Source organism: Microbulbifer maximicatervae (SeqCode) (assembly GCF_056232625.1).
Genome location: NZ_CP174324.1, coordinates 1,798,428 through 1,811,620 on the forward strand (window position 1 = coordinate 1,798,428; position 13,193 = coordinate 1,811,620).

The following is a 13,193-nucleotide window of genomic DNA, read 5'->3' on the forward strand; positions in this document are numbered from 1 at the left end:
ATTGACTGGGGCATAAGAACTCCTCAGAAATAACATCTGATTAAAAATAGATATAAGGGACCGGCCTCAACTTGCTGAGGCCATATCGCTATAAGCTTTGCAAACCTGACTTCAGAAGTCGGCCATTAAACTCTGCAAGCTGTTTTAAGAAATCGGGGTCCATAACGTGCCCCATTTGCTCTTCCAGGACGGGTTTGGCCAACATCGGCAACATAGCCAAACTGACAAATGAAATCCTGAGTAAATCATACTTGGGGTCTTCAGGTTCAGCTTCTTCACCCTTAATTTCAGCTAACCGCCGAGACCCCCTTTGACGCCCCCGCTCCAGGAGCTGACGGATCACATTTTTCCCCGGCCCTTGATTAAGGGCCATGACTTTCAGGATCAGAGCCGGAAACTTGGGATTCTCTTGCATGGTGGAGTAGTAAAGGGCAAAGAAATCTCCAAAATCCCAATCGCCATCAAGGCTGAGTTGCTCTACGGCCTCGATCAATGGCAGAAGGGTTTGGCGGATCATATCTTCATAGAGGCCATCCTTGCTACCGAAGTAATATCGAATCATCGATACCGCCACTCCAGCCTTAGCAGCAATCTGGCGAGTTGTGACCCGTTGGTACTCATCGTTCAAAAAGCACTCTCGCGCCGCATCGATTAGCCGATTGGCAACATCCGACTCCTGCATAGGCCCGCTCCTTCCTATCTAGCTTGCAAGAGAGGCTAACAGGGCACTCTACTGCCTTCCAGGCTATTTGTTGTTCAATTTGAGGGGTTTGTACGACTGGTTGACGTGGCCCCATATCCCCAAACTGGATACGACCCCACTCATTCATATGAAATTGTCTCGAAGATATTCGTAGTTTAGAGCAAGTGGATTTGAATCTGGCACTAATTACCCAGCTAACAAAGCACCTGGGTGATCTCTAATATTCAGAATACAAGTATTGCTAATAACACCAAGATATACATTCGAAAATTGATAGTCATCCTCTACATTTTATCTCGTTCGTGAGTTCGCCCTTCCAGAAATGCCACGAATCAAATCTCGCATTCTGAATCAACTTAAAGCCACCTATCGACCTCAAATCCAAACATCGGTATTCTCCCGCGCGGCGGCATATTCATCCTGATTTAACTTGTTGCCAGAGTTAATCAGACATGCCTCCTACTCGACTATTTATGGATAAAAGTTTGGCAAAACTTTAAAAACATTTTCAAAGCAGGAACATGAAAATGAAACTATTTACCAGTACCGCACTGGGAATTTCAGCAACCCTAACTATAACTTTTCAGTCTGCAATGGCATACAGCCAGGCTGTAGATATAACGATACCAAGTTACACCGGCAATGAGTTTGCTCAATTGGAAGAGCAACCCAAATCGAGCCAAGTCATTATTGATGGCAATCTATACCAGCTGACCGGAGATATGCTGGAGCCAGTTCAGGAGGATTCCGGTCAAGTTAGCATTATGTCCGCTGTTGAAATATCAGCGAATAAGTGGCCTGATGGAATCATATATTACGACTTTTACGATAGTGTCACTGAAGAAAATCAACAGCGTTTTATCGACGCCACCAAAGTCTGGGAAGAAATTGCAGACTTACAATTTTTAAGACGCACTGATCAATCTGACTACGTTCACGTAAGAAACGGAACTGAAAACCGCTCCATGGTTGGAAAGACTGGCGGCGGGCAATTCTTCAGCATGAACAACTGGGATACCAAGTATATTATTGTCCATGAATTGGGCCATGTTATTGGTATGAGGCATGAACATCAGCGATCTGATCGTGATGAATATGTCGAAATCATTGAAGATAATATTAAACCCGAGTATGTCCACAATTTTGATATACGGCAAACCCACAACTACAGTAACTATGACTTCCTGTCTGTAATGCACTATCCATCACGTGCATTTTCGGTTAATGGGCAAGAAACTATTATCCCTAAATCGGGTTATGAGCACTTCAGCCGTATTATGGCCCAGCGTATCGACTTGGGCGGCGGTGACCAGGTTGCTGCAGCATCCCACTATGGCGCGGTCAATATTAATATTCCTGACCCTGCATTCAAGTCATATTTGACGTCCTATTTCGACACAAACAACGATGGTGAGATTGACAGCCTGGAAGCGGCAAACATTGAAGAAATTCGCACCCCAGGCAACGGGGAAATCCAGTCACTGCAAGGTATTCACGTATTCCGATACTTAAAGCACTTAACCGCTGTTAATGAAAACCTCACAGAGTTACCCGAATTACCTAAACGTCTAGAAACGTTAAATATTGCCGGCAACTACTTGGATACTGCGCAATTCGAATGGGTAATGGACCGACATTTCTTAAACGATATTGATGTTACGGACAACCTCCTCGATGTCTACTCCTGCGAGGCACTTGAGTTAATTGATTCTTATCTTAATGAAGGGAGCATTAGCTTCAGCCCCGCTAAAGGTGGTAATTCATTAGTTTGTGATGAGGAGGCAGAGCTAACTCTTATTCCATCAAAAACGCGAGAGAACTTAAGTAGTAAAGGCGAAAAAGTATTCCATATCGACGTGCCCGAAAATGCTCAAACCCTGACAGTTATTACTGACAATTCAGGCGATGAACTGGGCGGTGAAATGAATATGTACGTGGCCTATAATCGCCAACCTACCCCAGCCGATTTTGACTTCAGTTCTGAAAATAGCGGCAATATTGAAGATATTGAGATCACTTCGCCGGAAACCGGCCGCTGGTACATATTACTGTCTCCTATCGAACGCTCCTTCGAGGGTGTAGATTTAACGGCAACGGTAACCCTGGCTGATCAGTCCGACAATATTCTGGTTAATCAGAAACCTGCCAGCGGTCTTAATGCCAGTGCAGGAGAGTCGTTGTTCTACACCATCACCGTACCGGAAAATACCAGCGACCTTTCATTTGAGATAACCGGTGGTAGTGGCGATGCGGATCTCTATATTCGTTTTGCTAGCAGACCTACTGAATCGGTCTATGATTATCGGCCCTATTTAGGTGGTAATGAGGAGTCCGTTGCTATAGCAAACCCAACTCCCGGGATCTGGCATGTCATGCTCCACGGCTACTCAGACTTCGATCAAGTATCCCTGGTCGGCTCTTTTACTGAATCATCTTCTGATGAATTTTTAATCCCTGGCGAGGTTATCTCTGACCTGAATGGCCATGCAGGAGATCAATTAGAGTTTAAGATTGAAGTTCCTGAAGGAGCGACCCAGCTTTCTGTAGCTACGGGGGCTGCTCTATTCAACTCCGTTGGTGATGCAGATCTCTACATCAAGCACGGTGAACCCGCCACTGAGTCAAATGCCGACTACGCTTCTGAAAACTGGAGCAACTATGAATCCATAGATTTGAACGCTCCTCAATCGGGCACTTGGTATATTACCATCTATGGTTATATCGACTTTGAAAATGTTTGGATTAGTGCTGATTATTGAAGCATGAATAATTAACTAATAATTTGGTAGTAGAGCTTCGCTAAATCAACGGACTCTACTACTCCTCTTGAGGAGTAAATTTGCATAGAATTTTACTAATAACTTAACCACTTGTAACATTACAGTATGTATTTAGAGGTTAAGAAATGACTATCCCAACGCGCCAGATCCGCGCTAGCTTTAATAATCACACCATTCGCGTCTACCAAGCATACAACACAGCCATTGCAAATTCCGCCCTACAAAACGGAACCTTTGTATCCCCACCATTCAAAATGGAACGTATGACCTGGATTAAACCCTCTTTCCTATGGATGATGTACCGTTCGGGTTGGGGAGAAAAAGACAGCGGACAAAACCGCATTCTGGCGATAGATATCACTAGAGAAGGATTTGAATGGGCCTTACAGAATAGCCTACTTAGCCTCCAAACCGATCAATACCCAACGAAAGAAGCATGGTTGGAAGCTAAGAGAACTACACCTGTCCGTATTCAGTGGGACCCTGAACGGAATTTAGATCTGGAACCCCTTCCTCACAGAGCTATTCAGATTGGGCTTTCGAATAAAGCTGTAATGCTTTACGTTAACGAATGGATTCAGAAAATTACTGATGTAACTGATAGCGCCTCCAGAATTCACCAACTAGTCAAAGCTAGAGAATTAGAGCAAGCGGAAAACCTTCTTCCCTCAGAGGCTGAGTATCCCTTAAGTGTTTCATTAAAAGAAAAATTGGAAATGTAAATCTGCACGGCCAATACCAACATTAAGCCCCTGTGACACATCTAAAAATCACAAAGTCCGAAGAAAATTTTGGTCAGCAAATGGGACTCAATTGAACTGATGGTATTACTTTTAAAAACCAATATAGAGAATGACTAGCAGTGTTATCCTTCTCCCCAGAAATACAACAACCCGCTGTAGACTTCTCAAACAAACACAAAAAATATAGGCACTAAAATGATCTTATTGGATTTTATTAAGTTTGTTTTAGTGTCAAAGCTGCGTAAAATTGATGAATATTTATCGGAATTAGAGTCTTACCCAGCAGTTTTTTAAGGATTGTTGATTCAAACAAATCCAAGACTCATTTCTCAAAGGAGAACAGTAGCGTGACGTAAAAGTAAGTAAAAGGCGCTGACCCAAGGTGCGCCAACACCAGGGGCCAGCTAACCAAGTTGATAATCACACTATCAAAGTGGCTATATGCATAGTACGCTAGAAACCCGCTCGTCTTCAATAAAGCTGAGCGCAATCAGAAGCTTGAAGCGATTGCCCAAGCTCTGGGAGCGTAGTGCCCGCCTTTTCTTCTTTCATGCTTACCGTTCTCGCGCTCCCCCCCCTGCCCTTCCTGCAATCACGACTTTCTAAGCCTTCCGGTTTCGGAGCCAAAAAAATAGCTTGAAATTCAGTAGGAAAAAATATGTTGATCTTGAAGCGTCGGACTGGTGAAAACCTAAGAATTGGAACAGACATCTCACTCAAAGTACTGGAGGTTAAGGGCAACCAGGTAAAGATCGGGATCCATGCCCCCAAATCCCTAGCAGTTCACCGCGAAGAAATTTATAGACGTATTCAAAGGGAGCAGAAACTCAGCAACAGAAAACGCTGAGAATCAACTTCCCCTTAAATGAGGGCCCACATCGGGCCTCAACCTCGCTCTATCGGCCAAGGCTTTCCAACTCTTTCACAAAGAGCAACTCACTAAGCCAACCCAAAAGAAATCCATAGGCTCCTTGAGTGCCCCCCCCTAAGTTAGCGCCCTTACATCCTGGCCCGCTAAATCCAAAGCCACGAAAACTACCACCTTTGCTCACTTGCCACGCAAATGCGAATCATTATCATGTCCGGCAGTTTACTTGCTGGAAGTCCTCTCATGTTTCGCAAAACCCTGCTAGCTACCGCACTCGCAGCCGCAGTACCCGCCTCCCTCGCCAATGAAACTCCTTCAGATCAGCCCACCGTAATGGAGGAAACCGTAGTAGTCGGTGTACGCCAGCGCCTTTATGAGCGCGGAGCCTTGCTGGATGCAATCCAGAAAACTGAGGTTGTTGATGAAAGTCTGATCAAATCCCTGCAGGCGGTTAACCTCACTGACGCCATTGAAAAGTCCCCCGGTGTTCGGGTTTCCAATGAGTGCTCCATGTGCGGGGTCAAACGAATAATGCTGAACGGTATGCGCGGTGAGCACTCTACCATCCTCACCGACGGCGTTCCTCTTCACACCATGATGGCTGGCTATTACGCAGTGGATGCACTGGCCACAACAGGTGTCTCTCGTATCGAAGTGGCCCGAGGTGCGGGAGCATCGCTGCTCGCACCCGAAGCAATCGGCGGAACCATCAATGTCATCTCCAAAGAAGTCGAGGAAACCGGCCTCAACATCAATGCCTCTATGGAGGACAACGACAGCTATTTTCTAGGCATGATGGGCGGCTATGTAAGCGATGATGAACGCACCCGTACATCGCTGGTCATTCAGGACGATAAACACCACCAGATGGACAATGATGACAACGGAGTGAGCGAAGCACCGCTGCAAGAGAACGCCAGCTATGTAGTTCGCCTCTCCCATGACCTGGGTGAGCGGGACAACGTGGTACTGCGCACAGCCTATACTGACTCCAGTATTTTTGGCGGCCCTCAGGGATACAGCATTGGTTCAGTCCTACAAGGCTACGATGGTGTGGAATCTGACCACTTGTTTGTCGACGACGATGTGCGGCAGCAATACATTGGCAAACCCTGGGAAACCACCGAATGGATTTCCACTACTCGCAGTGAAATTTCCTCAAGCTGGCTCCACGAATTCAGCGAATCCTATAACACGCTGTTTACTGTCGCCTGGTCTGAGCACAAGCAGGACTCCTTCTACGAAGGCTTCGATTACACCGCTACAGACACACTCAACTACTTCGACCTGCGCAACAATTTGATCCTTAACGATCAGCACATGCTCACATTTGGTGTCGATCTTCGCGATGAATCCATGCGCTCCGACTCTGTCGCAGGAGAGGAAAGCGATAATTACATCGAAGATAGTTTCGACTACCAAACTACCGGCCTCTACATACAGGACACCTGGACCGTTTCACCGGACCTCGAAGTGGCACTGGCCATACGCGTAGACAATGCCAAAGCCGACTTTGTCGCCGAGCAAAAACCCGGTACAGAGATCGATGAAACGGTGGTCGCCCCGCGTATAGACCTCCGCTATCTGCACGACGACCAGTGGACCTCCCGGGTAGCGCTGGGACGAGGTTACCGAGCCCCCCTATCTTTTTTCGAAACAGATCACGGCATTCTTGATGCCGGTGATGGCTTTGCCATCGAGATTGAAAACCTTGAAAAATCTCTATCCGCAACTTATGCATTGAGCTTCGAGGGAGAACGCCTCAACAGCACCCTGTCACTGGCATTTACCGAAGTAGATAACCTCGCAGCACTGAGCGAAACCGAGGATGGAGTACCACTGCTTACCCAGATGCAGGAAAGCGCCTCCGTAGGTGCTGCCGATATCACTCTCGGCTATGCGCTCACCGAAAATTTGACTATCGGTGGCACACTGGAGACCTATGATTACGACGATGTTTTCCGGGAATCTTTTGCCATTGCTCCAGTAGAGCAGCGTGCACTATTTAATCTGGATTACAAAGCCGACTACTGGATGCTATATGCCAGCGCTACTTGGGTAGGCTCCCGGGACCTGGATGAATTTGGCTACGAAGGTTTCAACCAGTTGGGCGACTCCACGTTAAAAAGCACAAGCGCAGACGCCTATTGGACAGTAGATCTTAAATTAACCTTTGACGTCACTGAAAACCTGAGCCTGTATCTGGGCGGAAACAACCTGACAGATTACACCCAGGTTGAGGAAGGTGAGAGCCCTCTATTCTGGGATGCCAGTGGTGCCTACGACGTAGCCTATATCTACGGCCCGCTACGAGGGCGTGAGTATTACCTGGGCTTCGACTGGAGCCTGTAATGCGAACCTGGCTCGCACTAATCACACTTCTGTTCGCGCCTGCTGGCGCGACAGAAGCTGCCATTTCCCTTTACGATTTTGAACTGCGCAGCCTCGCCGGCCCCGAGCGTATCAACCTGCAGCAATTCAAAGGGAAACCCAGCTTGATAGTACTGGTTGAACCGAACTGCCCCTGGTGCTTTCGCCAGGTTCGAACACTCAACCGGCTTGCTAGCGAGTGCTCCCAACAGTTTCAGCCCATCGCTCTGGGTATCAATGGCTCCCGAAAAGCCCTACTGGCTGAATATCGAAAGCTACGCCCGGAATTCCCCATGCTTCAAGCAAGCACACAGCTTCAACAAGTACTGGGCGAAACTCCCGGCACTCCATTTAGCTTCCTTATAGCCTCCAGCGGAGAGCCGCTCAGCTGGCTAAGGGGGTATATTCCGGATAAGAAACTACAACCGATTTTGGAGAGGAGCTTTGACTTCAAATGTGAAAGTAGCTTTACGTTTCAACCTGGTTAAGCAAGAAAGATGAATTATAGACTTGAAAAACCCCGTGATTGGAGCGACCAGCCAAGCTTGATAGACACATCTATCGCCCCCTAATTATTGACATCAAAAACTAGTACTTATCACCTCCGAACTTCCCCCCAAAGAAACCACAACTAAATATTAGTACGATCATGCTTATTAACTGAAAGCAAGAGGAGCACCTCTTCTACATCAAAACACGAGCCCCCACTAATAAGCCTTCCCAACAGATCCTTCTACGAAGCCTATACAATCACGCATAATTTTTCCTACTTAAGAAAACCAATACCAGATCAAGTAGCAGTTTTTGATGGCTACTTCAGTAGTCAAGTCCAGCCTCAGCACGAAGACGGAGCAAACACCCAAAGCCAAAGAAACCGTCGAGTAAGATGTTAAGACAAATGGAAAAAAGATATGAAATGAATAAAATGGCTCTTTATGCCGACACAAAAAACAGCATACTCTAGAAAGGCTCACAATGTTAGAAACAGGTTACTATTGAATCTGCCTGTACAGACTAGTGATTACCTCAACCCCGCATTACCTGAATTAGCTATTTACACTGACAGGGTGAATTGATCAGCCCCCTGAAAGGGTCAAGTGAAAATATCCAGGGGGTGAAGTGTCAAATGGGATTAATTGCCGGAAACATAAAAGTAACCAAATGTTGGGTACCCTCCTGAGTGGCACGTATCAGCCAAGTAAAAATTAACCTTCTTTTTTGCATGAAAAGCAGCCATCAACTGAGCTAAAGTCTCTTGCCCATTTACTGCATCACTACTCCAACGAACAGAATTCTTTGAACATTCTTCCGGCCCTACCACCTCATCAATTGTTACATAACAAGTTGAATCATTAAGGTGGCAGCCCATCCTTATAATCTCTTTTTCACCTGACATATCAGCGAGAGTTGAAGCTGAATAGCCCACTCCAAGGATAGAGACTAAGAAACCAATGAAAAAATCCTTCTTAAACATATCTGTACCAAAATTTAGCAATTTGTTATACACGGACATCGTGTTGAATAGCAACCATTGTAAGATGGCTGCCAGCCATCAACTTATTAAGTACTATCGATTTTTACAAATATTCTTTAAAAAGTACACAACTACAACAGGGGAATTGGGGCTTATTTACTACTTAAACTGAACAATTAAAAGAGGACAAATAAAGCTAACATCAGCCTCTAGCCCAACTTTTACTATCTATACAGTTAAGACCGCTACTAAATCCCTTTTTAGTCATATAATTTTATTTGCAACATGGAGAGGGTAGTTTCATGTTTAAATTACCTACTTTTTTATTAAATCAATCACGACGAAAAACAGCACGCTCGTACTTAATCATAAGCCACAACACTTCCCTAAATGTCATTTCTATACCGGTATCACTCTCCTGAATCCCCCCTAAGTACCGTGTGTTATTGCCCATTCCCTTCGGCTCCCATCATTTGATGAAAGAGAGTAATTCATAAAACTTCAAGGAAGCTATAGAGATATGCTACGTCCACCCTTTCAAATACCAGAAAGCACAAGTTTTAAACGCTAACAACGTCATTTCTCACATACACCAAGTAGTAATTCTTGTCTAGGTGGTAACTGTTTAAAATTTAACCGCCACCCAAATAGAATAGCGTATATTATCCTATATAAAATACTAATCGATCGATAAAATTTGCTCGAACTAACCATTGGATCAAACACCTATTGTATATTTAATCTAAAGTTCCATATCTTCACTGAAGGAGAACTTTGACTTCGAGTGTGAAAATGCTCCTGGAATAGCCTCATAAATTAGAGAGCTGAGTACTACGATTTTTGTTGAGATAGGAATCCTGCTTATCCTGAGGTACTTATAGATTAAAGACATAGCCAGCCAAGACTTTGAATATCAGCTCACTTAGCCATTTACCCTAATTTAGAGCTTTGGCAAGAAGATCTAAGGATTATTTTAGGCTCACTAAGTCAGCGAAAGTTTACAAGTTGATATCATTGTCAAGTCCGCGCCTACTTCCTTTTGGCGGTCCCCACCTAACACAAGTACCATCTTTTTCTAAAGTGCCCTTCAGTACATCACATCTAACTTGAGGCGTTGTTATTTGCTGTCTGCAATAGGCTAATGATTTATCTGGATGAGAATCTTCACAGTACTCAGCAAGTAACTCGCTCGCTTTCTCCGGCCTGCTCAGATAAGCAACACTTACTAGCAACAACACAACCAGTATCGTAACTCTCATAGATTAAGTCCTGGGTAATATAGAGCTACAATAAATAGCATTGTTCACAACATAACCCTTTCCTTAAAATTCCAAACTGTATTACCAATGTAGAGCACCCAACAAAGCCACAACGATACATGTCAGAAATATTGACACAGAATAGAATAAAGAATCAAACCCCGTAAAATTGTATAAATTACACACAGTCAATATTCCTGCCATTTATAGTCCTGGTTTTCTAAATAATACGCCTTACAATCGTTATATCTTTTCCTGGGTGTGAAGCAGATATTCTATCGATATAGAGACTCGATATAGTATTCACTACAATGCAATTAAAGCCTGGATAAGTATACTCATCACACTAGCAGATTATTCACTAAAAGTAGAAGTGATTAAATGCAAAGTGGTGCTTCACTTTCTGCCCAGAAAAATTAATTAATTGAATGAAACGAATTAACAAATTTCCAGACTATAAAGCCATAAAAGTGTTGGCTAACTTTTCTTCAACAAAACCAATAGATGGATCTTGGCTTTTTAGCGTGCTTAGAAACGCCTCCCAATCGTAGTTTTTCTCATAGAACTGCTTACTTAAGTAAGCAGAAATTGCGGCCTGCACAATTGATACATGAGCAGGGTTATTTTCTTCTTCATTTATAACGCCATACCCATTAATTCCACCCAGTAAATGCTTTGCCCCCACAAGGGTCAGCAAGCACTCAGCACCAGTTCCCAAAGTAAAAGCATCTGTAAACCAATCAGGTCCACGGGTACTTAATGGAGAATCATCCTGATCCGCTGCAACAACTAAGCATGGTGCAGTCATTTCCGTAAAACTTGGATTCATAAATGGGAAGAATTTGGCCGCAAAAGGGGATAGGTTCTCTCCGCCCGTTCCAGTTGCACAAAGTAAAACACCCGCTCTCACCCGCTTATCTGATAAATCAGGGCCTGGGATATTGTCTTCATTTAATACCCGAGCCCCCAGTAACATACCTACAGTTTGTGCTCCATAGGAATGCCCAATAGCAACTACCTTTTCTTTATCTAGACGGCCGCGCAACATGGAAACAGCTTTCTCGATACTGTCCAACTCATCCAGAACTCTCTTCATGTCAGATACTCGATACTGCCAGATTTCAGGCACTCTAGGGTCATCATCTGGCACCTCAGAATCCAGGAAAACTGGTTGCAGAACTACAAAACCCAAAGAGGCGAGAAATTCAGTTATTGGAGCGTATCCATAAGGTGGTGATTTGTATCCATGGGCGAAGATAACGATTGGTAAGTTTTCACCATTCACCGGTGCGATTACACGAACCTTTAGCTCTTGTCCCCTGACAGAGTCAGGCAGTAATACAGCATGGTGTATAACAAAAGGGCCTTGCTTTTTTACTGATGTGTGATCTGATGTTGTCATAAATTGTTCTCCTTCAACTTTAATTTCCCACTTGATCGATGAGGTTTATAGAACTCAGTAAAGTGGCCACTGGTATTTACAATCAGCACCGAATTACCATGGCATAGAACCATTAAAGCAAGTAAAAGCACCAGAATCCCCTTCTCGGCCCAGAAGTGCGACACGCACAATTTCCCTCGCGCCCTCCGCTACAGTCTGCTCACCTTTGTAATTATTTAAGCCAGTGCAAGTAAATCCAGGACATACGGCATTTACCTTTATGTTTGACTTTTCAAGATCAATTGAGAAAGCCATAGTCACAGCATTTAGCGCAGTTTTTGACATGGAGTAGGCACCAAACATTTTTCGTGTCGGATTGTTAGGATTTGAATGGCTCATCAACGAGCCAGCACCGCTAGAAACATTAACCACTTTGGCAGAAGGAGAGAGTTTTAGAAGAGGTAGCATTGCCTGTGTAACCGCTACAACCCCGAAAACATTAGTTTCAAATATCTCACGTAATTCAGCCAAAGTTACAGCGCTAACCTGAGTCTTTTTGCCGATTTCCGCCAGAGTTACTCCAGACTCCCCTGCATGGCTAATCGCCGCGTTATTAACCAATATATCGAGACGGCCAAAGTCTTTTCTTATAGTGTTAGCTGCAACTCGGATACTGCTCTCATCAGTAACATCTAGCTGAATAGGCCAAGCGCTTTCGCCTATGGAATCAGCGGCTTTTTGCCCCAGCTTCAAATCACGAGCCCCAACTAAGACAGAAACGCCTCTAGCACTCAGGTCCCTCGCGACTTGTAATCCTATTCCCCTATTAGCACCAGTTATCAATGCAATTGGTCTACCGTGCATCGTCAGTCTCCACGTAGATACAGCTCATGAGCCATTGGCTACAGCACATGGCTATGGCAAAATCGGAACAACGTTCCGATTAAATATACGGAACAATGTTCCGTTTAGCAAGGGGTAGATATGCCAAAACCTGATGACACTAATTCGAGCCAACGTAAGCGAGCCGACGGCAAGCGCAACCATGACGCCCTGCTCCAGGCAGCCAAGGAAGTATTCGCCACCTCCGGCGTAGATGCCCCAGTGCGGGAGATTGCAGGTAAGGCCGGTGTCGGTGTAGGCACTCTTTATCGGCACTACCCGAAGCGGGCAGACCTGATCGCGGCAGTTTTCCGCAGGGAGATCGATAGCTGCTCTGAGGAAGTGATAGAACAAGCTAAACACCTCCCCCCCTTTGAAGCCCTGGCCAGCTGTATGCAAATATTTGCGACCTTTTTTGCCACTAAGCGAGGACTATCCGAAGTATTGCACTCAGGCGATCCAGCCTTTGAAACCCTTCCAAGCTATTTTGACCAGCACTTAAGGCCTGCCCTCGCTATGGTGTTAGGTGCAGCAATAGAATCGGGAGATGTTCGTTCAGATATAACTGCAGATGAACTACTTGGAGGAATTGCGAGATTGGGGATGTCCTCATCTGTAGACTCATCTGAGCAAGTAGGACGTATGGTTGCACTTTTAGCCGATGGACTGCGATTTAAAGAGTGAAAAACTCTTTTATCAAAACGGCTTTAAGGATTAATAGCAGTCAGAAAAT

At 44.9% G+C, this 13,193-nt stretch carries 10 protein-coding genes; 6 read left to right on the forward strand and 4 right to left on the reverse strand.

Annotation, left to right across the window (positions count from 1 at the left end):
• Positions 1 to 88 precede the first annotated feature (88 nt).
• On the reverse strand, positions 89 to 682 hold the full coding sequence (locus ACJJI6_RS07800; RefSeq protein WP_282933244.1) for a TetR/AcrR family transcriptional regulator: 594 nt from the start codon (positions 680 to 682) through the stop codon (positions 89 to 91).
• A gap of 548 nt (positions 683 to 1,230) precedes the next feature.
• Between ACJJI6_RS07800 and ACJJI6_RS07805 the strand changes: the two genes are divergently transcribed.
• The 5 genes from ACJJI6_RS07805 to ACJJI6_RS07825 all read left to right on the forward strand — a co-directional run bounded on the left by ACJJI6_RS07805 (position 1,231) and on the right by ACJJI6_RS07825 (position 7,952).
• Positions 1,231 to 3,462, forward strand: coding sequence for a M12 family metallopeptidase (locus ACJJI6_RS07805; protein WP_475713048.1), 2,232 nt, complete (start codon positions 1,231 to 1,233; stop codon positions 3,460 to 3,462).
• 146 nt (positions 3,463 to 3,608) lie between these two features.
• A complete protein-coding gene (locus ACJJI6_RS07810) occupies positions 3,609 to 4,205 on the forward strand; it encodes a DUF4291 domain-containing protein (RefSeq protein WP_475713049.1) in 597 nt (198 codons plus the stop codon).
• Positions 4,206 to 4,884: 679 nt separating this feature from the next.
• Positions 4,885 to 5,073 carry a carbon storage regulator CsrA gene (csrA, locus tag ACJJI6_RS07815; protein WP_108732829.1) on the forward strand — a complete coding sequence of 63 codons (189 nt, stop codon included), beginning with the start codon at positions 4,885 to 4,887 and terminating at the stop codon, positions 5,071 to 5,073.
• A 264-nt stretch (positions 5,074 to 5,337) separates the two neighbouring features.
• The gene (locus ACJJI6_RS07820; protein ID WP_475713050.1) at positions 5,338 to 7,446 is read left to right on the forward strand and encodes a TonB-dependent receptor plug domain-containing protein; all 2,109 of its coding nucleotides are present in this window, start codon (positions 5,338 to 5,340) and stop codon (positions 7,444 to 7,446) included.
• Positions 7,446 to 7,952, forward strand: coding sequence for a TlpA family protein disulfide reductase (locus ACJJI6_RS07825; RefSeq protein ID WP_475713051.1), 507 nt, complete (start codon positions 7,446 to 7,448; stop codon positions 7,950 to 7,952). The genes ACJJI6_RS07820 and ACJJI6_RS07825 overlap by 1 nt, the downstream gene beginning before the upstream one ends.
• A 644-nt stretch (positions 7,953 to 8,596) precedes the next feature.
• On the opposite strand, the gene ACJJI6_RS07830 is transcribed toward ACJJI6_RS07825, so the two are convergent.
• The 3 genes from ACJJI6_RS07830 to ACJJI6_RS07840 all read right to left on the reverse strand — a co-directional run bounded on the left by ACJJI6_RS07830 (position 8,597) and on the right by ACJJI6_RS07840 (position 12,442).
• On the reverse strand, positions 8,597 to 8,938 hold the full coding sequence (locus ACJJI6_RS07830; RefSeq protein WP_444896850.1) for a hypothetical protein: 342 nt from the start codon (positions 8,936 to 8,938) through the stop codon (positions 8,597 to 8,599).
• 1,713 nt (positions 8,939 to 10,651) lie between these two features.
• Positions 10,652 to 11,599: an alpha/beta hydrolase family protein gene (locus tag ACJJI6_RS07835; protein ID WP_475713052.1), complete on the reverse strand. Its 948-nt coding sequence runs from the start codon at positions 11,597 to 11,599 to the stop codon at positions 10,652 to 10,654.
• Between the two features lie 93 nt (positions 11,600 to 11,692).
• Positions 11,693 to 12,442, reverse strand: coding sequence for an SDR family NAD(P)-dependent oxidoreductase (locus tag ACJJI6_RS07840; RefSeq protein WP_475713053.1), 750 nt, complete (start codon positions 12,440 to 12,442; stop codon positions 11,693 to 11,695).
• Positions 12,443 to 12,562: 120 nt separating this feature from the next.
• On the opposite strand from ACJJI6_RS07840, the gene ACJJI6_RS07845 reads away from it, so the two are divergent.
• Positions 12,563 to 13,144: a TetR/AcrR family transcriptional regulator gene (locus tag ACJJI6_RS07845; RefSeq protein ID WP_475713054.1), complete on the forward strand. Its 582-nt coding sequence runs from the start codon at positions 12,563 to 12,565 to the stop codon at positions 13,142 to 13,144.
• Positions 13,145 to 13,193: the final 49 nt, after the last annotated feature.